The 26,573-nt window shown below is 50.4% G+C and carries 17 protein-coding genes; 8 read left to right on the forward strand and 9 right to left on the reverse strand.

The annotated features are described in order from the left end of the window. Nucleotides 1–36: 36 nt before the first annotated feature. The 5 genes from BLQ88_RS31235 (at nucleotide 37) to BLQ88_RS31255 (ending at nucleotide 7,159) form a co-directional block, all read left to right on the forward strand. Nucleotides 37–1,680: a SusD/RagB family nutrient-binding outer membrane lipoprotein gene (locus BLQ88_RS31235; RefSeq protein WP_090156950.1), complete on the forward strand. Its 1,644-nt coding sequence runs from the start codon at nucleotides 37–39 to the stop codon at nucleotides 1,678–1,680. A 95-nt stretch (nucleotides 1,681–1,775) separates the two neighbouring features. Continuing rightward, nucleotides 1,776–3,074, forward strand: coding sequence for a hypothetical protein (locus tag BLQ88_RS31240; protein WP_229212947.1), 1,299 nt, complete (start codon nucleotides 1,776–1,778; stop codon nucleotides 3,072–3,074). Nucleotides 3,075–3,105: 31 nt separating this feature from the next. Continuing rightward, nucleotides 3,106–4,464: a PhoPQ-activated pathogenicity-related family protein gene (locus tag BLQ88_RS31245; RefSeq protein WP_090156952.1), complete on the forward strand. Its 1,359-nt coding sequence runs from the start codon at nucleotides 3,106–3,108 to the stop codon at nucleotides 4,462–4,464. Between the two features lie 48 nt (nucleotides 4,465–4,512). Beyond that, on the forward strand, nucleotides 4,513–6,294 hold the full coding sequence (locus tag BLQ88_RS31250; protein ID WP_090156953.1) for a purple acid phosphatase family protein: 1,782 nt from the start codon (nucleotides 4,513–4,515) through the stop codon (nucleotides 6,292–6,294). Between the two features lie 22 nt (nucleotides 6,295–6,316). Then, entirely contained in the window at nucleotides 6,317–7,159 is an 843-nt protein-coding gene (locus BLQ88_RS31255; RefSeq protein WP_090156954.1) for a glycerophosphodiester phosphodiesterase family protein, read from the forward strand. 77 nt (nucleotides 7,160–7,236) lie between these two features. Here the strand turns inward: BLQ88_RS31255 and BLQ88_RS31260 are convergent, their stop codons facing one another. The 3 genes from BLQ88_RS31260 to BLQ88_RS31270 form a co-directional block, all read right to left on the reverse strand. Then, nucleotides 7,237–7,572 carry a HepT-like ribonuclease domain-containing protein gene (locus BLQ88_RS31260; RefSeq protein WP_090156955.1) on the reverse strand — a complete coding sequence of 112 codons (336 nt, stop codon included), beginning with the start codon at nucleotides 7,570–7,572 and terminating at the stop codon, nucleotides 7,237–7,239. After that, nucleotides 7,565–7,855: a nucleotidyltransferase family protein gene (locus BLQ88_RS31265; RefSeq protein WP_090156956.1), complete on the reverse strand. Its 291-nt coding sequence runs from the start codon at nucleotides 7,853–7,855 to the stop codon at nucleotides 7,565–7,567. The genes BLQ88_RS31260 and BLQ88_RS31265 overlap by 8 nt, the downstream gene beginning before the upstream one ends. A 79-nt stretch (nucleotides 7,856–7,934) precedes the next feature. Further along, the gene (locus BLQ88_RS31270) at nucleotides 7,935–9,221 is read right to left on the reverse strand and encodes a hypothetical protein (RefSeq protein WP_090156957.1); all 1,287 of its coding nucleotides are present in this window, start codon (nucleotides 9,219–9,221) and stop codon (nucleotides 7,935–7,937) included. Nucleotides 9,222–9,374: 153 nt separating this feature from the next. Here BLQ88_RS31270 and BLQ88_RS31275 point away from each other — a divergent pair, with 153 nt between their 5' ends. Then, nucleotides 9,375–10,598: a DegT/DnrJ/EryC1/StrS family aminotransferase gene (locus tag BLQ88_RS31275; RefSeq protein WP_090156958.1), complete on the forward strand. Its 1,224-nt coding sequence runs from the start codon at nucleotides 9,375–9,377 to the stop codon at nucleotides 10,596–10,598. 21 nt (nucleotides 10,599–10,619) lie between these two features. Here the strand turns inward: BLQ88_RS31275 and BLQ88_RS31280 are convergent, their stop codons facing one another. After that, nucleotides 10,620–16,721, reverse strand: a complete 6,102-nt coding sequence (locus BLQ88_RS31280) for an alpha-2-macroglobulin family protein (protein ID WP_090156959.1) — start codon at nucleotides 16,719–16,721, stop codon at nucleotides 10,620–10,622. A 241-nt stretch (nucleotides 16,722–16,962) separates the two neighbouring features. On the opposite strand from BLQ88_RS31280, the gene BLQ88_RS31285 reads away from it, so the two are divergent. Both BLQ88_RS31285 and BLQ88_RS31290 read left to right on the forward strand, forming a co-directional pair. Beyond that, entirely contained in the window at nucleotides 16,963–18,036 is a 1,074-nt protein-coding gene (locus BLQ88_RS31285; RefSeq protein WP_090156960.1) for an efflux RND transporter periplasmic adaptor subunit, read from the forward strand. Further along, nucleotides 18,033–21,146: an efflux RND transporter permease subunit gene (locus tag BLQ88_RS31290; RefSeq protein ID WP_090156961.1), complete on the forward strand. Its 3,114-nt coding sequence runs from the start codon at nucleotides 18,033–18,035 to the stop codon at nucleotides 21,144–21,146. Before BLQ88_RS31285 ends, BLQ88_RS31290 begins: the two co-directional genes overlap by 4 nt. Before the next feature lie 38 nt (nucleotides 21,147–21,184). Here the strand turns inward: BLQ88_RS31290 and BLQ88_RS31295 are convergent, their stop codons facing one another. The 5 genes from BLQ88_RS31295 to BLQ88_RS31315 form a co-directional block, all read right to left on the reverse strand. Beyond that, entirely contained in the window at nucleotides 21,185–22,267 is a 1,083-nt protein-coding gene (locus BLQ88_RS31295; protein ID WP_090156962.1) for a fatty acid desaturase family protein, read from the reverse strand. Nucleotides 22,268–22,482: 215 nt separating this feature from the next. Beyond that, on the reverse strand, nucleotides 22,483–23,763 hold the full coding sequence (metK, locus tag BLQ88_RS31300; protein ID WP_090156963.1) for a methionine adenosyltransferase: 1,281 nt from the start codon (nucleotides 23,761–23,763) through the stop codon (nucleotides 22,483–22,485). A 47-nt stretch (nucleotides 23,764–23,810) separates the two neighbouring features. Then, complete coding sequence (locus BLQ88_RS31305) at nucleotides 23,811–24,674, reverse strand: FkbM family methyltransferase (RefSeq protein ID WP_090156964.1); 864 nt, start codon at nucleotides 24,672–24,674, stop codon at nucleotides 23,811–23,813. Nucleotides 24,675–24,835: 161 nt separating this feature from the next. Beyond that, nucleotides 24,836–25,714, reverse strand: a complete 879-nt coding sequence (lipA, locus tag BLQ88_RS31310) for a lipoyl synthase (RefSeq protein ID WP_090156965.1) — start codon at nucleotides 25,712–25,714, stop codon at nucleotides 24,836–24,838. Between the two features lie 18 nt (nucleotides 25,715–25,732). Continuing rightward, the gene (locus BLQ88_RS31315) at nucleotides 25,733–26,491 is read right to left on the reverse strand and encodes a hypothetical protein (RefSeq protein WP_090156966.1); all 759 of its coding nucleotides are present in this window, start codon (nucleotides 26,489–26,491) and stop codon (nucleotides 25,733–25,735) included. Between the last annotated feature and the right edge of the window lie 82 nt (nucleotides 26,492–26,573).

Below are 26,573 nucleotides of genomic sequence, written 5' to 3' on the forward strand. Positions count from 1 at the left end.
ATAGCATCATATAGTCTATTTAATATAAATAAACTCATGAAAAAACTTCATAACAAGTTCGTCATCATACCGCTGCTGCTGGCATGCATGGTCTTTTCGTGTAAAGACCTGACGGAGCTCAATGAAAACCCGAACGGCGTTGCGCCGGAGTCGGTGAATCCGAACCTCGTGCTACCGACCGTGCTGACCGAGGCCGCGAAACTGTATGTCAACCTGGGCTATCAGGACATTGCCGGCGTGGTGCAGCATACGCAGAAAGATGCCTGGTCGAGCGGGCATAACGACTACGACTGGGGCGGCGATCAGAGCTGGAATGCCTATTACGACGTGCTCCGCAACAACGATCTCGTGTATCAACGGGCGATCCAGACGAATTTCGAATTTCACCAGGGAGTATCGCTGGTCATGAAATCGTTCATGTTCGGCCTCATCACCGATCTCTGGGGCGACGCGCCGTATACGAATGCATTGAAAGGCGAGGCTGGTGCGACGACCGACATTCTGCCAACATTCGACAGCCAGGATGTGATTTACGAAGGTATTATTGCCGATCTTGAAAAGGCCAACACCCTGCTCTCCAAACCGAAAGCCGACTACCAGGGTATCGTCGACAATGTGGACGTGTACTACGGCGGCGATCCGGCCAAATGGCGCAAAATGGCCAATTCGCTTTTGCTGCGTTACTATATGCGCATTTCAGCCAAGAAACCCGACGTGGCCAAGGCAGGTATCGAGAAAATCGTGGCCAATGCTGCCAACTATCCTATTATTACTTCCAATGCGGACGACGCCACCATGGGCTTCCCGGGTAACAGCGAAGCGGATTCGTGGCCGGCCAATACCGTGATCGATGCCAGCGGCAGCAACTACCGCCGCATTAAAATGTGCGCCACATTCGTGGATAGATTGCAGACCTTGAAAGATCCGCGCCTCGGAATCTGGGCCAATAAAGTGGAAGTCCCGCTCGTAGTTGACCCTACCCAGCCGGCCGGAACCGATAAGATCGTGGACGGAAAGCGCATTCTTTCGCCGGATAAGGTCAAAAATACGCAAGTGGACACCGATCCGGAATACGTTGGCTTACCACCAAGCTTTTCGGCATTGCCGTCGGCCTACAACCTGAACCCGACACCGGGGCAGACGTCGTTTAACCCGCACGTATCATTCCTGAACAACATTTACAAAGCGGCAAAAGGCCCGTTGCTCCGCGCAAGGCTGATTTCGGCTGCGGAAGTGAACTTCATCCTCGCGGAGGCCGCACTGAAAGGCTGGGCTGCGGGTGTTGCGAAAGACCGTTACGAGGCCGGGGTGAAGGCGTCGATGGAAACGTGGACGGTGGGCGACAAATATGCGGCTTACATTGCTACGCCCGGCGTGGCTTTCGATAATACATTGAAACAGGTGGTTGAGCAGAAATGGATCGCAAGCTGGACAGCCGCCACCGAGGCGTGGTTTGATTTCCGTCGTACGGGTCTGCCTGCATTGAAAGCCGGTCCTGCGGCTAAGCGGGAAGTGCTTCCCGTGCGGTTCTATTACATGCAGGATGAACTGCGCATTAACAAAACGAATGCGGAGGCCGCAGTGAGTAAGCTGGAATTAACGAGCTTCTCACAGGCCGACAACGGTAACAGCGCGTGGTCGAAACAATGGCTTTTGCAAGGAACCGGCAAGCCGTGGTAGTCATATTTGTTTTAAGGTGAGTATTTAAAACCGGGACTGTCGGGATCATTCCACAGTTCCGGTTTAGTTTTTAAAAAGGTAAACCCATTCAAAAAATGAAAGCCAGGGTTATTCTCTTTTGCTGTTTCTGCCTGTGTCTGAATCAGGTAACGATGGGGCAGCATTTCAGGGCTGCGGCGGCCGTGCGGGTGATCACGCCCGATCCGCTGCTGCCGGTTTCGGGAGGAATAGGTACTCCCAAAAAAGCGACGCAGAAGAACGGTGAGCTGTATGCGAGGGCATTCGTGATGGAAAAAGGAGTGGTGAGGATCGCTATTGTGAATGTGGACAACCTCGGGTGGCCGGCTGCGTTGGGCAACAAATCGAGGAAGCTGATCAAAGGCATTGCGCCCGAAAACGTGCTCATAGGCGCTACGCACACGCATAGCGGGCCCGATGCGTATGGTTTTCCGAATGAAAAGGGCGAGTCGTTCGCCGATCTGGCTTACCTCGACCGCTGCGTGCAGCAGATCGCCGACGCGGTGAACGAGGCGGTAGGGAAGCTGGAAGACGCTTCATTGAAAATAGCCGTGGGCGACGCGAAAGGCAAGATCGCCTATAACTACTACGCCGACCAGCTTTACGATCCACGTTGTGGCGTGATCCAGGCCGTGGCTGCTTCCGGCGCTAATAAAGGCAAACCGATAGCGACGCTGGTAAATTACGCGATCCACCCCGAGGTGATCGGGTCGGGCAGGGGCATTCTGAGTCCCGACCTGTGCGGACCGCTGTACGACCGCATCGAGTCACAGGGCGGCGGGACGGCCATTTTTATGAACGGCGCACAGGGCGGAATGGTAACGGCAGATAACCGTACCGAAAACGGCAAGGAAGCCAACGATTGGAGCGAATGTAAGCGAATAGGCGAGCTGCTGGCCGACGAGGCATTCCGGATCGTGAAAGACGCGGCCGTGCAGGAAGACCCGGAGGTGTATTGCACTTCCCGCAGGATTGAGTTTCCGGTGGATTCGGAGATCATGCGTTTTATCCTTCAAAAATCACCGATTAAAAATGAAATGGCGGGCGATAACCGCATTGTGACGCAGCTCAACCTGCTCAATATCGGCACGGCGCAAGTACTGACAGTGCCCGGCGAGGCATTGCCTAATATCGGGTATTATGTCAAAAGGCATATGAATACCAAACAGCCGTTCCTGTTCGGGCTGACGAACGACGCTTTCGGCTACATGCTTACGAAAGTCGATTTTAACAGTTTCAAAAGATACGATTATGTAAGTCGGACTAGCCTGGGCGAGATGACCGGCGAGATTTATATCGAACAGGCATTGAAATTAGTCAAAGACAGTCCCCGACCGGCAGGTGCCGCGCCAAAGTCGGCTACGCAAGGCAAGTAAAACCGATTCATCAACCCAAATACGAGTGATCATGTTTCTGAAAATAGCTGTCAGATCGATTTCCGCCATGTTATTGGCAACCTTGGCCATTGTTTTTGCAAATGCACAAAAGGTGACCCCTGAAAATGCATTGGAAAGTTACCTCGGCAATGGCGACAAGACTTTTAAATGGGAGCTGAAAGAGACTTTCAAGCGCGGCGATCTGACATTTTACCAGCTCCTGCTGACCTCCCAGAAATGGCGCGAATTTACCTGGACACATCAACTGACATTGATCGTACCGAAAGAAAACCGTCATGACGACGCATTACTTTTCATAACAGGCGGCTCCAATGCCAACGGACAGCCCAATTGGAACAGCAAAAAGGATGAAAAAACGTACGAATCACTCGGTGCAGTGGCTACTACGAACCAGGCCATCGTGGCGTTGCTGAAACAGACCCCAAACCAGCCGTTTTTCGACGATCTGACAGAGGATGCGTTGATTTCTTACACTTTACACAATTTCAAAAAAGACAAGGACTATACCTGGCCGCTGCTTTTTCCGATGGTTAAAAGCGCGGTGAAGGCGATGGACGCGGTGCAGCAGTTTTCTCAAAAAGAACTGAAACATACGGTCAACAGCTTCGTGGTGACGGGCGCATCCAAACGCGGGTGGACGACATGGCTCACGGGCGCGAGCGACAAGCGCGTGGAGGCGATCGCGCCGATGGTGATCGATGTGCTGAATATGCCGGTAAGTCTTGATTATCAGATCAAATCATGGGGCGATTACAGCATTCAGATCGAGGATTATGTAAAACTCGGCATTCCGCAATCGACCGGCTCACCGGATGGGCAGGCCATTACCGCGATGATCGATCCGTACTCCTACCGGGCGAAGCTCACGATGCCGAAAATGATTTTCATGGGAACGAACGACGAATACTGGGTAGTGGATAATATCAAAAACTACCTCGACAAAATTCCCGGTAAAAACATGCTGCATTACGTACCCAATGCCGGCCACGACCTCGGCGACGGCAAGCAGGCAATGGAGGCATTAAGCGCATTCTTCGGCGCGACGATTAACAAACGGCCTTATACCGAATGCAAATGGAGCCAATCGGTAGCCAACCGGAAGGTAAACCTCGACATTAAGGCAACGCCGGACGCACTGGTGGACGTGATTCTGTGGTCGGCTAATTCACCGGACCAGGACCTGCGCAATGATACCTGGACGGCCCGAAGTTTGAAAATAAGCCGGCAATCCAATGTAAAAGTGACCGCTGAGTTACCGGCGAGCGGCTTCCGTGCTTTTTATGTGGATTTGAAATACAAAACACCCCAGGGTAACGTGTACACGGAGAGTACGCGGGTGTTTTTAACGGATAATAAGTCGGTACTGTAAATCCCGTAAATAAGTGTATCTATACCTGACGGGAAACTTGAAATAGCCATGATCAAAAACAAAAGATTGCGCTGGTGGGCCTTGCTGTGCCCGGTTTGGATGTCTTTTTACGCACTCGGCGGTGAGCAACCGGAAAGAACGGTGAAAGAAGTGGTCGACCGCGCGGTAACCCGGTTGTATGCGTCGCTTACGCCTGCGCAGCTGGATACCATTTCAGATAACTACATTCTGAGCGTACTCAGCGACCGCGATAAGGAAACGCTGGCGACGCGCTTCTGGACTTTCGAAGTAAATGTGCCGGTGCGGGTTTCGCTGATGCGGCATACCGGTCAGGCCGTGGTGCCTTTCTGGCTGCAAAAAAGTGGTTTCAAGAAAACGCAAATGGTCGTCCGGAATGAAGAATATACTTACGAAGTCTGGCAAAAGGACTTCGAAAAAGGACAGGTCGGACTTGGAATCAATGGTTTTGACAAAGACCGGCCAGTTTATTTCATCAGCGTGGCACCGCTCGACAAAGCTGAAAAGCTGGCGGTTTCCAATGTAGTGCCGGCACAATATGCATTGGGCACAATTCAGAAGGGCGCATTTACCTATCACGACTGGGATAGTTTGATATTAACAGAAGTCCCGGACGAACTGCAAGGCCAGACGCTCTTCACCACCGTGCGCGGACGTGCCCGCGAGGCACACCTCGTGAATGCATTCAGAAAGACCTCGACACCCTCTACCGAAAAACCCGACCAGGTAATTATGACGTGGAGCGGCGACCCTGCTACCACCGCCAATATCCAATGGCGCACCAGCCCCAAAGTGCTCAGAAGCAAAGTGAAATACTGGAAGCAAGGCTCTTCCGACACGCTTTTTGCAAACGCTTCGGCATTCAATATGGAGGACAGGCTGCTGCAAAACGATCGCTTTGTGAACCGCTTTACCGCGCAGCTCAAAGGGCTCAGTCCGGGCTCTTTGTACCATTACTCTATCGGTACGGGGCAGTCGCAATGGTCGGTACCTTCGTCGTTCCAGACCGCTTCCGACCGTGTGAAGGACTTTTCGTTCATCTGGTTCGGCGACACGCATTACTCGCCTATTTGGGGCGATATGGCGCAGAAATCCATTAAAAGACACCCGGAGACGGCATTCTTCTCCATCGCCGGCGACCTCGTCACCACCGGCCTGCACCGCGATGATTGGGACCAGCTCTGGGCACACGCCGGCCCCACATTCACTACGCGCCCATTGATGCCCGTGCCGGGTAACCATGATAGCCAGGATGGCCTGGGAGCGTGGATGTACAAGGAAATGTTCAGCCTGCCGGAGAATGGCCCCGCTGGGCAGCCTTCGGAGATGACCTACGCATTCAACTATCAGGATGCATTGTTCCTGATGATCGACGCCACGCTTTCCGTACCCGAGCAAACCGCCTGGATAGAAAACCAGCTCCGGAATTCGAAAGCCAAATGGAAGTTCGCCATGTTCCATTTCCCGCCCTACAATTTCGAAGAGCCTTATGACGAGATCAAGCGCGAATGGTGCACGCTTTTCGACAAATACCATGTGGATATGGTCATGAGCGGGCATATGCATTACTACCTGCGTACGAAGCCGATGTATAACGACAAAGAAGTGACGAGCCCGGCGAAAGGCACCATTTACCTGATGTCCATCAGCATTCCCGGCAAGCAGGAGCGCTGGCCGAACGAGGATTATGCGTTGGTAAGGTACAAAGACGGCCCGCTGTACCAGCACATTTCGATCAAAGGAAACACGCTGCATTACCGGTGCCTGAACCCGGAAGGCGAGGTGAAGGACGAACTGACGATTACGAAGTAGTATTTTAATAATTCAACCAAGAATGACCCGCATTAAATTACCTGCCATCCTGCTATTGTTTATAGTTTCTAAAACCCATGCGCAAGTCGGGCCGATCAGGAAGGACTTTCTGAGCCCAAATTCTAAAAATGTGCTGGTGGCATCCCACCGCGCGGTGCACCACGAACTTCCCGAAAACTCGCTGCCGGCGATCCGCGAAGCGATCCGATTGGGAGTTGATATCGTAGAAATTGATGTAAAAGTGAGCAAGGATGGCATTCCAATGCTCATGCACGACGGTAAAGTCGACCGCACTACGACCGGCAAAGGCGATCTTGAAACACAAACTTTCGAGGAGCTCCGCAAGCTACGCCTCGTCTCCAACGGCAAAGTGACGGAAGAAACGATTCCCACGTTAGAAGAAGCCCTGCAAACTGCAAAAGGGCACATTCTCGTCGACCTCGACCTCAAAACGGAGCATATCGGCAAGGTAATTGAAGTAGTGAAAAAAATGGACGCCGAAGATTTTGTATTCTTCTTCGACAGCGACTATGAAATCCTCTCGAAAGTCGACGTAGCTTCCGGCAAATACATGCTCATGCCGCGGGCCTACTCGCAAGCCATGGCCGACTCGGCGTTGACCCGCTTCAAAGCGGAAGTAATCCATATCGATTCGAAATTCTACACGCCGGAAGTTACCAGCCTGATCAGAAGTAAAGGAGCGAGGGTGTGGATCAACGCATTGGGCGCTCCTGACGCGGAAATAGGAAAAGGCAACGGCCGAGAAGCGCTCAAAAGTCTCACTAAAAACGGTGCCAATATTATCCAGACCGATGAACCGGAGAAGGTGATCCGCCTTTTGAAGGAACTTGGATTACACCGCTAGAAATCAAACGTCATCCTTAGAATCTAAAAGCCATTCCGTTGCATTCGGGATGGCTTTTAGATTTTTAAAACAGCGATTTAAAATTCCAGAGAATTCAATTCACACATTAAAGTCGGCAAATACTGGTTTCTGATTTCCCAGACAATGACAAGGTCGATACCGAAATAATCGTGCACAATTCTGTTTCGAAAGCCTCTCATTTTGTGCCAATCGATCGATGAATGCTGGTCTTTGAAGTCTTCCGGCAACCGCGCCGCCGCTTCGCCGATAATTTCGAAATTTCGGATTACGGCGTCAATCGTTTTGTCATCATTGGCAAACTCGTCAAATGACTGACCATGTGTGTAGGAGAGAATTTTGTTTCCGCTATCAAGAATGTCCTGAACCAGCAGCGAAGGTTTGCGGCTAGACATAAACTATTTCGGTTGCAATTTCCTGATAGTACCGTGGTTTAACGCCGTTTTTTGAGACGAGATCAACAGGTTTGCCAATCCGGTCTTCAATCAGATTTGCCAAGTCGATGAATTCTACACCCACAGGTCGGCTGAAATCCACGATAATGTCAACGTCGCTGTTTACGGTAAAATCATCCCGAACGATCGAGCCGAACAAGCCTATGGAACTCACGTGATATTTATCCGCAAGTTCCGGTTTTAGCTCTTTCAATATCTCAACAATGTCTGACAGCGCGTTCATGACCGGATTTTTGGTATACTAATCTAATGCTTTTTTGCTACTAAAATGGCGCCAGTTACCAACTTTTCAGTTCGTACCATCACTCAAACCGGCGGTTAGCCCCATTCAACTCGCCGTGCGTGCTGATGGCCACGGCGGTGAGGATCGCGAAAATGGCGATGATGAATGCGAAGTTGATGGCCCAGCGGCTGATGTTCAGGCCGCGGTCGGAGAAGGAGGCGTGGGCTTTTTTCATGAGGAAACCCAATGCGGCTACATTCAGGATGTAGAGGTATTGCTCAATGCGGTACAGGCTCATGAATGCGCAGGTCATTAGGATGCTGTAAATGGTGTACAAACCGAGATTCAAGAAGAAAAACAGCTGGATTGCCTCATGGTGTAGCTCCGAAAATGGTGCTTTTGCATGAACATAATATTTAAATACCGCATAGGCCCCAAACGCGAGCACCAGGAGTAGCGCAACCCATTGCACGTAATTGGTAATACCCGTGGCATCGGCCAGGGGATCGAAGTGCTGGATGGTTTTAACCAGCCTTTCGGTTTCGAATGACTGGTCCCACACGACGAAGGGGATAATCAACGTCAGAGTGATAATGGGCGCGAGCAGGCGGGAGCGGGAGGCCTGGGTATCGGTAGTTTCCCATTCGGAAGTGAACGTGCCGTACGCCATTCCGACACCGCCGAAAAAGCCGATCGAATATTCCATCACATTCCAGAAATTGAAGCGAATACCCGAAACACTGCCCATTACTTGCAGAAAGTTACCGAATGCGAACCCGAAACCACCACCTAACCCTGCGAAAACGGCCAACCGGATGGCAGAATGCTGCTTGTGGCGGATCATATGCCAGAAGAGTGCGACGGTCATTCCAAAGCAAGCCGCCCATGCTTCCGAGCGTGGAGGGGTCATAAGCCAACCGAGTTCTTCGATCAGGAGGTAGTAAAAAAGGATGGCGCCGGCGGTCATTTCCGTGATCAGCTGCGGCCATTGCACCGGTTTTTCGCGGGAGGCGGCGAGGGTAAGGCCAAACAGCCCGCCGCCAATGAGCCCGAACAGCCCGCCGATAATGCCGAGCATCAGAAATCCGTAATAGACATTCCCGAATTCGAGCCCGCGCGCGAAGCCCACCACTTTTCCATAACTGATAATGCCGCCTACGCCCCAGCCCGCCGCGGACGCCAATGCGAGCTGGAAGGCTTTGGCGTACCAATCCTTTCGCCGGGCGACGAGCACAATGCTCAGCCCACCGATGCCGCCCGCCCAGGCCGCGCCTTGTTCGTGCCCGAACTGGCCGCGAATGGCCCAGGCCGTGCCCAGTGACATGCCGGCAACCAGCAGAGCGTAAAGTAATTGTCTGTTATTCATGAAATGGATGCTGATTAGGATTTGTGGGATAAATACTGGATTATCTGTCAAAAAGACTATAATGCACCATTGGCTCACCGGAAATAGCCCGAATCGGTTTTGGGAGCGTATTCCCGGTAAAAATTGCCACCATATTCCTGGAATACCATACCCATGAGCAGCAAAAAGGACCAACTCGCGATCTACGGCGGACCCAAAACCATTGACAAAACATTCCCATGGCCCATTTACGATGAAAATGAAGTGAACGCCGTGGCTGCGGTGGTGGCAAGCGGTAAGTGGGGCAACCCCGATTGCGGAGACGAAGTGGCGCGTTTCGAGCGGGCATTTGCAGCGTATTGCGGGAGCAAATATGCGATTACGTGCGTGAATGGGTCGGTATCGCTTCGGCTGGCGCTCATGGCCTGCGGTGTGAAGCCCGGCGACGAGGTGATCGTGCCGCCTTATACGTTCATTACCACGGCATCGTCGGTGATCGAATGCAACTGTGTGCCTGTTTTCGTGGATATCGATCCGGATACCTACAACATCAGCCCGGCGGCCATTGAAGCGGCCATTACCCCGCGTACGAAAGTGATTATCCCTGTGCATTTCGGTGGCTTAGCCTGCGATATGGATGCGATTATGGACATTGCAAAGCGGCATAACCTCAAAGTGATCGAGGATGCCGCGCACGGCCATGGTGCAGAGTACAAGGGCAAGAAGTTAGGTTCGATCGCGCATGTGGGCAGTTTTAGTTTCCAATCCTCCAAAAATCTCACCTCCGGCGAAGGCGGCATCGTCATTACCGATGACGACGATTTGTATGCGACCATGCATTCCCTCCGCAATGTTGGCCGGATTGAAGGCGGGCAATGGTATGAGCATTACAATCCGGGGTGCAACTACCGCATTACGCAAATGCAGGCCGTATTGCTCACGGAACAACTCAAACGCCTCGAAGAACAAACCCGGCGGAGGGATAGTAATGGTTTGTATTTGAATGATTTATTGGAGAAAATAGAAGGAATATCTCCTTTGAAGCGCAACGACGACATTACGCTTCACGGTTACCATATTTATATTTTCAAATACGACGCGTCGAAGTTCGGCGGTTTGCCGAAAAGTGACTTTGCTGCAATGCTCGCAGCCGAAGGGGTGCCGAGTTTCAAGGGTTATCCGCATCCGCTTTACAAGCAGCCCCTTTTTCAGAATAAAACCTTTATGTGCTACGCCATTCCCGAAACCGCCGATTACAGCCAAACGCATTGCCCCGTTGCCGAGCGGGCGTGCGACACCGACGCCGTCTGGATTCTTCAACATGCCATGCTGGGAGAAAAAGAGGATATGGAGGCCTTCGCAAACGCTATTCTAAAAATACAGGAGGCAGTCAGATAGCCTGAATGCCTCCTGCCTACTTTACTTTTTAGGTAATGCTTTTAATCTTACACCCTCGCTGTGGGCGGTAAACTCCGGCGCGTACATGCATTGGATCGTGGTGATACCGTTGCTGAAATCGCCCTCGTGTGTGATAAAAAGCGGGTATTCGAATACATAAGTCCCTTTCCGCAATGCATTGAAGAAAAAATTGGTACTCGCGTCGCGCGTGCTTTCGTAGTAACCTAAGCCGCCCTGCCAGCGGTAGCCGCTCAGCACATTCACCGGTTCGAGGCCGGATGCCCGCATGTCTTTCATATGTACATATTCCATGTCGCGATCGACACGCAGCTCAATGCGGATCTTGATTTTATCGCCCACTTTCACCGCATCGCCCTCGCGTACCGGCGTGAGGACGGGGCTATTGTCGCTGTTTGTTTCTATGAAAAGCTGTTTAGTGAGTTTCAGTCGCGTTTCGGCGAAGGTGATCTTGTCGAGGTCTTCGAAATATTGCCAGTAGACGGCGCCCCAGGAGGGCGGGGAGGCTTTTCCCGAATTACCATTCACGATCACGTCCAAATTGCCCATTTGTGCGGTAATGCCCGAGTCGATGGCTTTTTTGAAGTACCCGGTACCATTCTCGGCTTTTTGGTCTTTGGAACTGACCTCCGTGTTGCCGACACGGACGGTAACCTGCGGAGATTCGGCCAGCCAGTCGCTTCCGTTCATCAACAGCGCATAGCAGGCTTCCGCGGTAGCTTTCGTGCTCTCCCAGCTGTTGGTTTGCTTGTTTTTGAGGAGCCAGGTTTTCAGGTCTGCGATGACAGTCTGGTCATTCGCGATTTCCTGAAATGCCTCAATGAGCAAGGCCTGGCGCTCAATGGGCGCCTCGTACCACCACCAGCCGCGCTGGCTGGTTTTCCAGTACATGCCGAGTTCTTCGTTGCGAACGGCGGTTTGCCTCAACGATTCGAGTATCTGGTTGGCGGTTTTCGTGTCCTGCGAGCGGTGGCATATCAATGCGGTCATGCCCTGAAGGAATTTGGATTGAGACACCCAGGTGAGCCTGGCGCGTTCGCGGTAGTACTGGACAGCTTTTTGTGTACCTGCCGGGATCGGTTTGTAGAAAAAGCTCCTGGTATAGAGATATTGCAGGTCGCCCGCGCCCGGCACATATTGTTTCAGATTGGCTTTGGATTTGACCAACCTGTCATAGTCCTCCCGGATGCGCTCGTCGAGGTAAGGCAGGGCTTTTTCGAGTATGGCGTTGATGTAGGTCGCCTGAGAGGCATGCAGCGCATTTATTTTCTGTAAATGGGCAATGCCGGCGACGATGTATTGCGTGATGTAGCGATCATCAGGTCCGCCCTTAAACCACACAAAACCGCCATTTGGACTTTGCATTTCCCGCAATTTAAGCATGCTCCCATTCAACTCGTTCTCCATCGTGACGAGGTCGAACAGCAATGCAATATTGCGCTTCTGCTCCGCTTCCGTTTTTGCAGCCAATACCCAGGGCGTTTCCTGAATGAGCAGCGATTTCAACTCCTGATTTTTAGCCAGATTGCTCAGCAAGGCATCGGTACCTTTCCACGACTTGAAAACCTCGGCGATCCGTGGCGACGCATTGACGATGTGCGAGGCCAGCGAGTTCGCATAATACCGGTTCCACGTCTGTTCGGCGCATTCATACGGATATTCCATCAAGTAAGGCAGCGACTGCACGGCATACCAGGCGGGATTACTGCTATATTCGACCGTGACAGACTCGTGCGTAAGCGTGGCGGATTTGCCGGAGCCGAGTAGTTTTTCAAATGCAAAATGCTTCGTGCCGTTGCCTTTCATCGAAATAGGCATACTTTCTGTTACAAGCATGCGGTTCGGCAGGACGGGCAGCATATTCTCTTCTCCATCCGACAGCTTTCCGGCTTTCGCTACCGCCCGCCAGGTGACCATTTTGGTAAAGCCTTTTGGTATTTCCAATGCAAAAAATGCGGTGCTGCTTTGCCCGGCCACGATGGAAAACTGGCTTGACGGCCTTTCGTTTTTGAAAAGTTTATCGAGCGGTTCATTTGTTTCAGTATCAAATAGCAGAAGCGATACTTCGCCATTTACGGCCGAGCTGCTCAGATTCGCCACTTTTACCGGGAAACTGATCCGGTCGCCCTCGCGCAGGAAACGCGGCGCATTGGGCTGTACCATAAGCTCCTTCTGCGTGACGATTTCTTTGCTGCTGTAACCCAAAGCCAGCTCCTGCGTATGCGCAAGCGCCTGGAATTTCCACCGGGTAAGCGCTTCCGGCATGGTGAACGAGAAGGTGATGTTACCTTCACTATCCGTCTTCAAATCGGGAAGGAAGAAGGCGGTCTCGTTGAAGTTGGTACGGAGCATTTCCTTTGTTGGAGCGGGCATGCCGGCCTCCGGCATTTTGGTGTCGCGTTTTACGCCGTAGCCGATTTTTGAGTTTTCATCCGATTCAGAGTAGTCTATTCCGATCTCGCTAAGTTTCTTGTTTGCGGTTTCTGTCTCAGCTGTTTTTCCTGGTATTGGCTTCCCTAACGAAGTCGTGGCGACACTTATGTCCGATTGCTGCCTAGTGGCTGCTTTATCAGCCACCCCTCTGAACCTGTAAAGTCTGTCGGCAACTTGAGTGCGGATCAGCCGGTCGTATGTTTTTTCAAATGCTCTATATGTCCCAAAACCCGAGTGCCTCGTATCTGAATTGGTGATGCCAAAATTCCCGCTGTCTGCCCAGTATCCGAGCCCAACCCGCATGGGCCAGAAATATGGTTTTGTCCAGTAATGTGAGTAAAATTGATCCAGCGAAGCGTCATACATTCCGCCTAGCATTTCGGCTGCGACCTTTTCTTGCTTATAGCCGCTGATTTTAACCTTCCAGGTTTCCCTACTACCCGGCAGTGTTTTGTCGCGAAACGTTTCGTATTCAATTTTCAAATCTTTATTTGTCCAGGGCACGGTTATGGTTTCCATGTAGGTATGCATGCGGTTATGTTTTACAAACATATAATCCACCGAATAACTACCACGATCCTCTTCGGAAGCTGTAAAATCAAATGACCGGATTTCATCATGCATATAAAAAAAAGAAAAGCCTCTATGAGCCGACTTTCTATTTGTGCTGCTGATCAGAAAGGCCTGCTCCGCTGCTGTTCCCAGAGTATACTTCGCCTTTTCACCGGGTTCTATTGCCCTGCTATGGCTAGGTACGATGTAGTTCGGGCGAGTTAGCTTTGTGGCTGCGGCATCGCTCAGTTCCATGAATCGGGTGTCGCTGAGGTTTTCGCCCGCCGCGTTCACGGTGTTGATCTGAATTTTGTAAAAGCCTGGCGTAAGTTTGAATTCTGAAACCGGCAACTCGGTCTCTGGCGAGAGACTGGCGATCTTACTCACTTCATTGCCTTCCTCCCGCCAATTTTCCATTTCATTTTCCTGATCGTACAAGTCATGTGGAAAGTTAGAGACAAACTCGTCCTTTGTCATTACAAACTGGTCTGGCTGTTGCCAGTAACGGTTTCGGACCAATCGTTTTTCAGGAACAATGCGCGTAATGCGGATCGTCGCTTCCGCAGGTACGAATACTCCGACCATGTTTTCGGTGCGGATGGCAAACGATTTGAGCTGTTCCACTTCCAGACGTTCCGGAATGTTGGTCCTCAGGACATAAGATTTGTAACCAACCGAAATACCGGTATGAGCGCTTCTCGTTTCACCGTTGACGTCGGTTACGTCTGCCAGCACATCGAAGCTAAACACCGGATCGAGCTCGGGATCGACGCTTAGGTCGGGAATAGCGTCAAAATTGACTTCAAATAGCCCTGCTGCGTCAGTAACCGCTTCGCCATGTGCAATTTCTGTGGGCAGCGCGGGATTCCACCAGCGTTTGAACTGCTGACTCTGGATCATTCGCGGCGTGCGGACTATCCGGTATCTCACCGTAGCGCCGTCAATAGCATTACCGGCGTAGGCGATTGCTTTCCCAGTGACCTTTATGCGGTCGTTGATCTTATAGGCCGTTTTCAAGGAGTCGAAAGCTACTGCGAACTTTGGACGTTTGTATTCTTCCACATGAAAATCAGCGCGGTATTCGTCCCTGACCTCAACGTAAAAATTGCCCGTCAATCCGCCTTGTGGAATATTGAATGATCCTGAAAAGCTTCCATAAGCATTTACATGATGCTTTGCCTCTGTGACGCGCTCCGAATTTGGATTGTACAGCCCAACAGTGTATTCAGCACGCTGGTCGGTAAGAACAGTTTTTCCTTTTCGAACAATTCCTTTGTAATGAACGGTTTGTCCGGGACGATACAAGCTTCGATCGGTGAAGAGATACACGTGATCGGACTTTTCTTCAATCGTTTCAGCTTCATTATAGAAGTAGAGCTGGGTGCTTTCTTGTAAAAAAAGCCGGTCATTTTTATAAGTAATTTCCAGCAAATGATGCTCACCTCTATTCGATTTCCGAATAGCCGGTCTTTTGAAGTAGCCATGCACATCGGTAGTAACCTTAGTACCTTTAGTTCTGGTATAATCCCTGGAATTATAATTGTATGCCCTTTCCCAAAGCTGTACTTTTGCACCTTCCAGCGGCTCGCCGCTATCCCTGTGCAGGATGAAGAAATCGTTTGCTTTCTGCACAAAACTGATGTCGGAGACATAAAACAGCGTTGCCCCAAGGACGGCATCGGTATTTTTGAAATCGGGAGCCGAGCCAGCCAGCAAAATGTATTCGCCGGATGGCAGGCCGTTCGCTTTTATTTCTACGCTATGTTCTTGGTAATCGTTTGTCTCGGGGAGCGCTTGTTCCCAGCTGCGGAGCGGCAGCGCATTGGCCAGTGTGTTCCATTTAGTTTCCGAGTGGCGGTCTTCCAGTTTGTTTTTGATAAAATCGTTGGCCTTGATAACGAGTAAATGCAGTTTGTTAAAATTCCTGTATTTTACCAGCACTCTGAACGGCTTATCGACTGTATTGACGGTTTCGACCGAGAGGTAAAATGTCCTTTGCGTAATGTTGCGGAGCAGATTTTGCGCATTGACGCCACCTTCAGTTTCCGGGTTTTCAAGAATAATTTTTTGACACAGTTTCAGCGCCTTAGTTCTTTCGAATCTGAATACTGTGTCACGGCCTGGTTTATACGAATCTGCTTTTCCATTCAGCCATTGAGCTTTAAGATACCAGGCTTGCGCCGCGGCGGGCGTAGATTGGAACTGGTCCGCAACATGGCTGACAGCCATAAAGTAGAGGTCGCTTTTATCGGGATGCACCGATTTCTGGTTCACATACTGCAACCGCGCCAGGTCGGCGTCGAGCAATGCTGCCGGGTCTTTGTCTTCCAGGTGAAATGCGATCAGTTTCTGGTAAAGTAGCAAAGCGTGGTATTCCAGTGAGGCGGAATCTTTGGTTTCAAACTTCCTGTGTACGAAGTCCGCCGCGGGATCGAATGCGGACGCGGTGCCGATTTCAAATGCATATGCAGGTTTTTTAATGTTGCGTTCGTCGGAAGAGAAATAATCCAATGCCCTGAATGCGAGCAGATCGAAGAGCGTCGGGCGTAGCTTGCGCATATTGCCCTTCGTAATGATGGCGTCGTAACTATCCAGTGTAGTTTTCTTCAAAACAGCTTCATCGCGAATCGATTCCAGAAACAATGCGCCTATTTTTTCATGGAAATCTTCGGTACCCCAGGTGGCAATGTCGGCTTTGTCGAAGGTCACTGTGGCCGTCCGGTTGTACAATTGCCAGCGGACGGTTTGGTAATAGGAATAATACTCCGAGGCCACCAGGCTGGTCAGGATCGATCGCGCGGGGCCTGCGCTGGCAGCCATTTCCTGTTCCAGCTCCCTGATTGAGGAAATGGCATTGTTCTCGCGGTTTTCGGTTTGTAATTGGGCCATATACATGGCCGCTTTGATCAGTTGGGCGTCCTGCCTTTCCTTTTTAGCTAGCCCGTAAATTTTCCTTACTTGTTCAAGGGCATCTTTGCTAAGCCCTTTGCCGATGAGCTCATCGACCTTCTTCCATTCTGTACTGTAATTCTTGACCGCGCTTTGTCCGTAGGTGTGCATAGTTAATGATAAAATAATGGTGATGATCAGATAGTAACCGATGGTGTACGCTAATTTCATCGTGTGAAAGATTTGGTTCGTGATGAATAGGATAAAGATAGTAAAACGCCGCGGTGCCAAAAACGGCATTGAGCAGCCGGAAAGTGTCATTCAGCAAACTGCTCGGGAAAGCTTTGCGATGCAGAAGTATAAAAGATCTACATTGCCTCTTTTTGCAATATGAAGTATCTTTAAATAGTGCTTTGGCAAAATATAACTAATTACTACTCTTTCAGAACGAATTTTATTTTAAGTAAACTCTATGCGTACGATTATGTTGGTGGCGGGGATCATCGTCGCACTGGTTTTGGGGAAACTGTTTATATTCTCGAAATCCGGTGAAGGCAAGGGCTCCGATGCGAAAAAAGGAGGGGAAGGAAAAGGTGCGAAGTCATCCGGCGGAGCTGTGCCGGTGAATGTATTTATTGTGGGTAAGGAATCCATTGAAAACCAGATTTTTGCATCCGGTACGGTGCTGCCAAACGAAGAGGTGAATCTGATGGCGGAAATATCGGGCCGCCTGGTGAAGCTCGATATCAAGGAAGGGTCGTATGTAAATAAAGGACAGCTTATCGCGAAAATCAACGACCGCGAGTTGCAGGCACAATTGCAGAAAGTGGCTTATAATCAGGATTTGAGCAAAAAAATAGAAGCGCGACAGAAAAAGTTGCTGAATGTGGAGGCGATTAACCTGGAAGAATACGATGTTACTTCGAATAATATCCGTGTTTTGGAGGCTGAAAAAGAGGTAATCGAAGCACAGCTTGAAAAAACGGAGATCCGCGCACCGTTCAGCGGCCGGATAGGACTGAAATTCATCAGCGAAGGCGCATTTCTGGCTCCGGGTACGCCCATCGTTACGATTGTGCAAAGTAATCCGGTGAAGATAGATTTTACGGTTCCTGAGAAATACAGCCCGAGCATACGGGTAGGAAGCACCGTGAAATTCAACCTCGACGGCGACCCTTCGACATACAGTGCGAAAATATTGGCCATCGACCCGAAAGTGGATGAAAGCCTTCGTACGCTGCGTGTACGTGCGCTGGCGAGCAATCCCGAAGGCCGGTTCGTGCCGGGAATGTTCGTGAAAGTACTGGCCGACCTCGACGCGAACCGCGCGGCGATGATGATCCCGACGGAAGCCATCGTGCCGGTTTTAAAGGGTAAAAAAGTATTCGTCGTGAAAGACGGCAAAGCGCAGGAAGCAATGGTTACCACCGGCCTGCGCACCGACAAAAAGATCCAGATCATAGAAGGCTTGCAGCCGGGGGACTCGCTGATTACCTCGGGTATCATTGCCATCAAACCTAACACCGCCGTGAAGGTCAACCTATGAGTATCTCAACCCTTTCCATTAAAAGGCCGGTTCTCGCGATCGTGATGAACCTGCTGATCATTTTGTTCGGGTTTCTGGGATACAAATTCCTGGGGATGCGCGAGTTCCCGTCGATCGACCCGCCGGTCGTTTCCATCCGCACGAGCTACACCGGCGCGAATGCCGACATTATCGAATCGCAGATCACCGAGCCGCTCGAAAAGCAGCTGAACAGTATCGAGGGTATCAAGTCCATCAGCTCCCAAAGCAGCCAGGGTACCAGCCAGATAACCGTCGAATTTGACATTGGCGTGGATATGGAGCGCGCCGCGAATGACGTGCGCGACAAAGTAGGTTCCGCCTCCCGTACATTACCGCTCGATATCGACGGCCCGCCGGTTGTAAGTAAAGCCGATGCGAACTCGGAACCCATTATCGTGCTGACTTTTACCAGCAATACGCGCTCCCACCTCGAAGTGAGCGACTATGCCGAAAACGTGATCGCGCAACGCCTTCAGACGATCGAAGGTGTGAGCGAAATCCGCATTTTCGGGCAGAAAAAATACGCGATGCGGATCTGGATGGATCCGATCAAGATGGCAGCATTGGGCATTACGACCCAGGATGTCAAAGTGGCGCTCGATAAGGAAAATGTGGAGCTGCCGAGCGGAAAGCTTGCCGGCGACAATACCGAACTGACCGTCAAGACAATCGGCCGCTTCCGTACCGAGGACGATTTCAATGAAATGATCATCAAAAACTCGGCGACACAGACGATCCACCTGAAAGATATCGGCTCGGCAACGCTCGGGCCAGAGAATGAGGAGACGATCCTGCGACTTGACAATGTGCCGATGATCGGTCTGGCTATTTCACCCATGCCGGGCGCCAACTACCTCGACATTGCGAAAGAGGTGAATAAACGCATGGCGGCGATCAAGAAAGAGCTTCCGAAGGATTACAAGCTGGATACGCTGATCGACAATACGATTTTCGTGGAGCGCTCGATTGAAGAGGTAGGGGAGACGTTGCTGATCGCCATCGTGCTCGTGGTAATTATCATTTACCTGTTCTTCCGCGACTGGCTCATTGCCTTCCGTCCGCTCATTGATATACCCGTTTCGCTCATTGGTACATTCTTCATTATGTACATCATGGGCTTTTCCGTGAACGTGCTCACGCTGCTCGCCATCGTACTTGCGACCGGGCTTGTGGTCGATGATGGTATCGTGGTCACGGAGAATATATTCAAGAAGATCGAGCAGGGTATGAGCCCGATCGAAGCGGCCATTAAGGGTTCTAACGAGATCATATTTGCGGTTTTATCTACATCCATTACCTTGGCTTCGGTGTTTTTGCCGGTGATTTTTATGGAGGGTTTTGTAGGAAAACTGTTCCGTGAGTTCGGTATCGTTATTTCCGCGGCTGTATTGATCTCCGCATTTGTGTCGCTCACGCTGACGCCCATGCTGAATGCGTACCTCGTGCGCAAAACGCATAAGAAAAGCTGGTTTTACGAAAAAACGGAGCCGTTTTTTGAGAAGATCACCAACGATTACGGCAATGCATTGGCCCGGTTCCTGAAAATGCGCTGGGTAGCGATCCCGCTGGTGGCGATTACGATGGGGATGATCTGGTTCTTCGGCAAAGGCCTGCAATCGGAGCTGGCGCCGCTCGACGACCGCAACTGGTTCCGCATCAATATGACCACGCCGGAAGGATCTTCATTCGAGTTCACCGACCGTTATGTGCAAGAGGTAGGTAACATGCTGATGGATTCGATGCCGGGCAAGAAGGGGCTGATGCTGATTACTTCACCTGGAAACTCGGGGCTGGGTGCGGCGAACACCGGTAGCGGCCGCATTGCATTGGTAGATAAGACATTAAGGAAAGAGTCGCAGCAGGAAATCGCTGACTATATCAATAAAAAATTGAAATCAATGCCCGACGCCAAATCGTTCGTCGTGCAGCAGCAGACTATTTCGGTGGATTCCCGCGGCGGCTTGCCCATTCAGTATGTGATCCAGGCACCGGATTTTGAAAAGTTGAGAGAATATCTTCCCAAGTTTATGGAGGAAGTTTCCAACGATCCTACTTTCGCAATTACGGACGTCAACCTGAAATTCAGTAAGCCTGAAATCCAGATTGTGATTGACCGCGAAAAGGCGAAGTCGCTGGGCGTGTCGGTGCAGGATGTGGCGCAGACAATGCAGTTGGCATTTGCGGGGCAGCGTTTTGGCTATTTCACCATGAATGGCCGCCAGTACCAGGTTATCGGTCAGTACGACCGTGCTAACCGCGACGAGCCGCTTGATTTGAAGAGTATGTTTGTGAAAACCAATACGGGTAGCATGGTGCAGCTGGATAATATCGTAAGGGCCGAAGAAGAGAGCAGCCCGCCGCAGCTTTTCCACTACAACCGCTACATGAGTGCAACTGTGCAAGCGGCACTTGCACCAGGCAAGACTATCGGTGACGGAATAGCCGCCATGGACCGCGTCCGCGACAAGTTGAACGACGAGGCGATCCAGACCGCATTGAGTGGCTCGTCCCGCGATTACGCCGAAAGTTCGTCGAACACGATGTTCTCGTTCTTCCTGGCATTGGTGCTGATCTACTTTATCCTGGCTGCGCAGTTCGAAAGTTTTGTCGATCCGTTCATTATCATGTTTACCGTACCGCTGGCGATCGGTGGCGCAGTATTCTCGCTGTGGTTCTTCGATCAGACACTAAACATTTTCAGTCAGATCGGGATGATCATGCTCATCGGTCTGGTGACGAAAAACGGTATCCTCATTGTGGAATTTGCCAATCAGCTGCGCGAGCAGGGCCGGAGCATTCAGGAGGCTGCATTAGAAGCAGCAACCATGCGTTTCAGGCCCATTCTGATGACCAGTCTGGCGACAGTGCTCGGTGCATTGCCCATTGCTATGGCGCTCGGTTCCGCCGGTAAAAGTAGGATGTCGATGGGGATCGTGATCATGGGCGGGCTGCTATTCTCCCTCGTGCTGACGCTTTATGTTATCCCGGCCATTTACACATTCTTCTCCCGCCCTAAAAACTTCGAGAAAATGAAAATGATCGAACGTGTAGCAAGGGATAGCGAATTAGAAGAGCCGGCGCATTTTTGAGCTGACTGAAAGATTTCAGATATACATGGGAACGTGGCTTACCGCGTTCCCATATTTTTTAGCATCCTCACATGCGAGCCTAATGCATTTCCGAAATTGGCCTTTGCATTGTAAACCAGCCCGAATTCCAAAGCGGTGGCTTTGACAATGGGTGACAATGCGTGGTAATGGATGTGGGAGATGGAAGGGAAAAGGTGGTGTTCGATCTGGTAGTCGAGGCCGCCGATAAACCATGACAGGACGCGGTTTTTTCCTGCGAAATTGGAAGTGGTTTGTAACTGGTGAACGGCCCACGCGTTTTCAATGCAGCCGGTTTGGTCAGGTTCGGGCTGCTCGGCACCTTCCACCACGTGCGCCATTTGAAATACAGTGCTTAGTATCATCCCGGCAGTTCCGTGCATAATCAGGAACCCGACGAGCCATTCTCCAAACGAAATGGACGTAAAGGCCAGCGGAATGACGCAAATGAACACTACGTAGCCCAGTTTAGTCAGCACCAGTTTAATGAGCTCTTTTTTGGGGAATGGCTTGGTCATGCCCGACTTCGACATTTCGTTAAAGAGCGAGATTTCTTTAAAATCCTTCCATAGAAACGAAAGCGTCATGAGGCTGTACAGAAAAAAGGCGTAAATGTGCTGGAACCTGTGGATATACCGTTGTTTTTCCTGGAATGAAAGCCGCAGGAGAAATTTACCCGTAATATCCTCGTCTACGTCGTGAATGTTGGTGTAAGTATGGTGCAGCCGGTTATGTTGCACTTCCCAGTTATAGGCATTGCCGCCCAGCAGATAGATCGATGCGCCGAAAAACTTGTTCAGCAGCGTCGAGGTGGCCAGTGAGCCGTGAATGGCATCATGCATGACCGACATACCTACTCCGGCTACGCCAAGCCCCATCACCAGTGCGAAACCGGCCATTGCCAGCAGACTGAAATGATCGGAAAGAATCAGAATGTAAGGCACCAGGTACAGGCTTAACATAAATAATGCCTTGTAAATGATGCCGGAGCCGCCCGACTTACAAATTTCATTGGACGAAAAATACTGGTCTACCCGATGTCTCAGGGTTGGGAAGAAGGTACTTTTCTCCGGATTTGTGAATTTGACTTTGTGATATTGCATTGAGTGCAGGCGACGGCGCAGTTTAAATTAGTAGGGTAGTCTCGTGAGAACGGAGTTTAGCTGGGAATATTGGCAAAACCTTATTATTATTTCAAGTTTAAGTTCAAAGATGATGTCGAAAATTGATATTTGAAACAATATTTTGAAAAAGTACCTAAAAACAGAAGAGGCCGACATCGCTGCCGGCCTCTTTCCAATGTATCAAATATATATTCTTACAAAGCGAATTTCGTTTTGATCGCGTCTACGAAATCAAGTTTCTCCCAGGTGAAGAGTTCTACTTCGACTTCTTTTTCTTCGCCGTTGGCACCTTTGAAGGATTTTTTCACGATCTCGTTCTTACGTCCCATGTGGCCATAAGCAGCTGTTTCGGAATAAATCGGGTTGCGCAGTTTCAGGCGTTGCTCTACCGCGTAAGGGCGCATATCGAAGATTTCACCGATTTTGGCAGCAATAGTGCCGTCGTTGTCAGCTACTTTCGATGTTCCGTAAGTGTTTACATACAAACCGCAAGGCTCAGCCACACCGATCGCGTAAGAAACCTGAACGAGTACTTCGTCGCAAAGGCCGGAAGCAACCATGTTTTTAGCGATGTGGCGTGTAGCGTAAGCAGCCGAACGGTCTACTTTGGAAGGATCTTTTCCGGAGAATGCACCACCGCCGTGTGCACCTTTGCCACCGTACGTATCTACGATGATTTTACGGCCTGTAAGACCGGTATCGCCGTGAGGACCACCGATTACGAATTTGCCGGTTGGGTTGATGTGGTGGGTAATATCGCCTGTGAACAGTTTTTGCAGCTCAGGCGTCAATTTCGCTTTAACGCGTGGGATTACGATCTCGATAATGTCGCTTTTGATTTTCGCAAGCATTGCTTCTTCGCTATCGAAGTCGTCGTGCTGTGTCGAAACCACGATGGTATCGATACGCTGCGGTACATTGTCGTCGCTATATTCGATCGTTACCTGTGATTTCGCGTCCGGGCGCAGGTAAGGGATCAATGAAGGCTCGTTGTTACGGATGTACGACATCTCTTGCAGGATCTTGTGCGCAAGGTCGAGTGCAAGCGGCATATAGTTCGCTGTCTCGCGGGTTGCGTATCCGAACATCATACCCTGGTCACCGGCTCCCTGTGCATTCGCTTTCGATTCGAAATCTTCCGCTGCTGCCGCACGGTCCACGCCCTGGTTGATATCCGCGCTCTGATCGTGGATGGCCGAGAGAATACCGCAGGAGTTTGCTTCAAACATGTATTCACTCTTCGTGTAACCAATCCTTTTGATCACTTCACGGGTGATCTTCTGAACGTCCAGGTAGGTGTTGGTTTTTACTTCGCCGGCCAAAACTACCTGCCCGGTCGTCACCAGTGTTTCGCAGGCCACCTTACTGTTGGTATCCCATGCTAAAAAATTGTCAATCAGTGCATCTGATATTTGATCGGCGACCTTGTCAGGATGTCCTTCAGATACGGACTCCGAGGTGAATAAGTATGGCATTGGAAACGAAATAAGAAGTTAAAGAATGTTTTAAATGTGTGATAAAATTACCTCCTGAGAAGCTCTTCTATTTTCCTAGTCGAGGGCAAAAATAAGTAATCATTTAGATAATGGCTTTGCGAATCGTATTGTTTAAGAATAATTTCCTCAATTTTCTCAAAATTCAACCCTTTTTCTGTCCTGATCCTGTATATGGTGTAGTTCAGGCTTTTAACTAGTTCGACCAGCTTGCTGGCCCGCTCCTGCAAGATATGCAGGCTGATTTTGGCATCGTGGCAGTCCAGTACCTCACAGGTTACTACCGGGTTGTATTTTGCGAGTGCGTTTTTCAAGCCTGTCAATACTTCCAGCTCGGCTCCTTCAACGTCGATCTTGATGAAAGCGATATCGCTGATATTGCCCAGGTTGAGTTCGTCGAAAGCGAATACCGGTACATAGCTGACATCCTTCTCATTGTAGTGGCCGGGCCTGAGGTCACCTATCATGGTAGCCGAAGAATCCGCCCCGGCTTTGTAGTAAAATTTCAGGACTTCTGCATGTGACGAAAGGCCCACCGGCAGCACGTGTACATCTCGCAACTTATTCAATCGGATGAGTTGGACGAGATAGGATGCGCAATGCGGGCTCGGTTCGAAGCCATAGTAGGGGTTATCCCGGCAGCTTCGGAACGCGATCAGCGATTGACCTACATTGACGCCTACATCGATGAAGCTGCTGTTGGCAGGCATTTGCATGGATTTCACCAGTTCGGAGAACCAGCCTGCCTCGTCGATGTTGAAATTGGCGAGGCCAATGTTGTTGATTACCGGAATCTTGAAGCGTTTGTTGTTGCGTGTAATGGCGCCGGTAAAGTTTACGTGACGCGTCAAGTCTTTTACGGACTCTTTGAGAACTTTTGTTAGAGAAGCCATTGATTTTAAGTAGTGTAGTGTACCACATAAACCTACATATTTCTTACGCTTAATCAAATTCGACTTCGCCAGTGGTTACAAATATTGATTTCCAGGCATGAAAAAAGCCGGCGGGTTTGCACCGGCCGGCTTTGCTGTATTCAATTAAATTCTTCTTTAGCTCAAATTGGCACATTCACATGCCGCTCCGCATGGTAACTCGAACGAACGAGTGGTCCGGATTCCACGTATTTTAATCCACGTTTCAACCCTTCTTCCCGGTAGTTGTCGAACATTTCCGGTGTGATCCATTCGATCACCTCGTGGTGCATTTTAGTGGGTTGAAGGTATTGTCCCAAAGTAAGGATATCGAGACCGTTTTCGGCCAGGTCGTCCATGGCTTTGTAAACTTCGTCCTGCGTTTCGCCAAGGCCCAGCATAATGCCCGATTTCGTGCGCTGGCCAAATTCCTTCGTGCGTTTGATCTGTTCCAGGCTGCGGGTGTATTTAGCCTGCGGCCGTACCGCGCGGTATAAACGTTCCACGGTTTCCATGTTGTGGGAAACCACCTCCTGGCCTGCTTCGATCATGTGGATCAGCGCGTCCCAGTTGCTTTTAACGTCCGGAATAAGCGTTTCGATCGTGGTTTCAGGCGTATTTTCCTTCACCTGACGCACGGTCTGATACCAGATTTCCGCGCCTTTGTCTTTCAGTTCGTCGCGGTTGACGGACGTGATCACCGCATGTTTCACCTGCATCAGCTTAATCGCCTCCGCTACGCGACGAGGTTCGTCGGTGTCGTATTCGTTAGGCCGGCCGGTCGCTACCGCACAAAAACTGCAACTTCTGGTACACACATTCCCTAGGATCATGAAGGTGGCCGTTCCGGCGCCCCAGCATTCTCCCATATTCGGGCAGTTGCCGCTTTCGCAAATGGTATGGAGTTTATAATTATCGACCAGCTGTCTTACTTTCCTGAATTCAGGGCCTGCGGGGAGCTTCACCCGAAGCCAATCGGGACGTTTTCTGCGTTCCGATGGTATTACTGGCAATTCAATCATATCAATCTGTAATGGTAATTATCTTTTCTTACTTCCAAAATAAAGGGTCAGGTATCCGGATGTAAAAAAGGCCTTGTTCTGCGCATCCGCCATTATGGTAATTTTTCTTGAAAAAGCTTCGGCTATAAAACCGATCTCAACGCCTGTCACATTATCCCGAAAGGCACTCAATTCGAAGCTCATAGCAGTTTTAATGTGCAGGCCGGGCACTACTTTCGATTTCCCGAAACCGGAGAAAAAGCTGCCCGCACCGATGATATCGCCTGCTCTGTTAGGGTCGAACGGCTGGGTGGTCACGCGGCCGTCGGAGCCCTGGTATTGAACCATATACGGCTTTTCGAAGCCCAGTGAAGGACCCGCGGCAACAATCCCGCTGATCGAAATGCCTTCATCATCCTGCCTGCTGAAAAGCGCTATTTCACGGCCATATTCGGGGCGCAGCACAAACAGGTAGTTCTGCTTGCCGTAAACCAGCCTTGCTCCTGTTACAAAATCCTGCGTGGAAAGCTCTTTCGGATGCTTCACATTCACGAGTTCGAGTGCCAGGTAACGGTATGTATTCTTCCCGAACATTTTGGAACCCAGCGCCGACGACTGGCGGAATACTGCGCCCCCGAGAATCCCGGAGTTGGTATTGGTGGTAATACCCACAGAGGTAAATGATTTATAGGTCTCCTCGGCGTCCTCGTTATTCTTCACAGACCTGCGCTGAGCGTATATTTCTGTCGATAGTGCAAACAGAATAGCTACTGAAAGTAAAAGTTTTACACGCATCATATTATTAGTATAAATTCCCTGTGAATGTGTATGTGTCGTATGAACAGTGAAAGTACAAAATAATAGCGTATGCTGCTGTATA

The organism is Dyadobacter soli (genome assembly GCF_900101885.1).
In the GTDB taxonomy this organism is placed as follows: domain Bacteria; phylum Bacteroidota; class Bacteroidia; order Cytophagales; family Spirosomataceae; genus Dyadobacter; species Dyadobacter soli.

Excerpts from the sequence above, each read along its gene's own strand:
- BLQ88_RS31270 (WP_090156957.1), bottom strand. The coding sequence starts at position 9,221 with ATGAATAACAGACAATTACTTTACGCTCTGCTGGTTGCCGGCATGTCA.
- BLQ88_RS31245 (WP_090156952.1), top strand. The coding sequence starts at position 3,106 with ATGTTTCTGAAAATAGCTGTCAGATCGATTTCCGCCATGTTATTGGCA.
- BLQ88_RS31275 (WP_090156958.1), top strand. The coding sequence starts at position 9,375 with ATGAGCAGCAAAAAGGACCAACTCGCGATCTACGGCGGACCCAAAACC.
- BLQ88_RS31250 (WP_090156953.1), top strand. The coding sequence starts at position 4,513 with ATGATCAAAAACAAAAGATTGCGCTGGTGGGCCTTGCTGTGCCCGGTT.
- BLQ88_RS31315 (WP_090156966.1), bottom strand. The coding sequence starts at position 26,491 with ATGATGCGTGTAAAACTTTTACTTTCAGTAGCTATTCTGTTTGCACTA.
- BLQ88_RS31260 (WP_090156955.1), bottom strand. The coding sequence starts at position 7,572 with ATGTCTAGCCGCAAACCTTCGCTGCTGGTTCAGGACATTCTTGATAGC.
- BLQ88_RS31280 (WP_090156959.1), bottom strand. The coding sequence starts at position 16,721 with ATGAAATTAGCGTACACCATCGGTTACTATCTGATCATCACCATTATT.
- BLQ88_RS31295 (WP_090156962.1), bottom strand. The coding sequence starts at position 22,267 with ATGCAATATCACAAAGTCAAATTCACAAATCCGGAGAAAAGTACCTTC.
- BLQ88_RS31255 (WP_090156954.1), top strand. The coding sequence starts at position 6,317 with ATGACCCGCATTAAATTACCTGCCATCCTGCTATTGTTTATAGTTTCT.
- BLQ88_RS31265 (WP_090156956.1), bottom strand. The coding sequence starts at position 7,855 with ATGAACGCGCTGTCAGACATTGTTGAGATATTGAAAGAGCTAAAACCG.
- metK (WP_090156963.1), bottom strand. The coding sequence starts at position 23,763 with ATGCCATACTTATTCACCTCGGAGTCCGTATCTGAAGGACATCCTGAC.
- lipA (WP_090156965.1), bottom strand. The coding sequence starts at position 25,714 with ATGATTGAATTGCCAGTAATACCATCGGAACGCAGAAAACGTCCCGAT.
- BLQ88_RS31305 (WP_090156964.1), bottom strand. The coding sequence starts at position 24,674 with ATGGCTTCTCTAACAAAAGTTCTCAAAGAGTCCGTAAAAGACTTGACG.
- BLQ88_RS31285 (WP_090156960.1), top strand. The coding sequence starts at position 16,963 with ATGCGTACGATTATGTTGGTGGCGGGGATCATCGTCGCACTGGTTTTG.
- BLQ88_RS31290 (WP_090156961.1), top strand. The coding sequence starts at position 18,033 with ATGAGTATCTCAACCCTTTCCATTAAAAGGCCGGTTCTCGCGATCGTG.
- BLQ88_RS31240 (WP_229212947.1), top strand. The coding sequence starts at position 1,776 with ATGAAAGCCAGGGTTATTCTCTTTTGCTGTTTCTGCCTGTGTCTGAAT.
- BLQ88_RS31235 (WP_090156950.1), top strand. The coding sequence starts at position 37 with ATGAAAAAACTTCATAACAAGTTCGTCATCATACCGCTGCTGCTGGCA.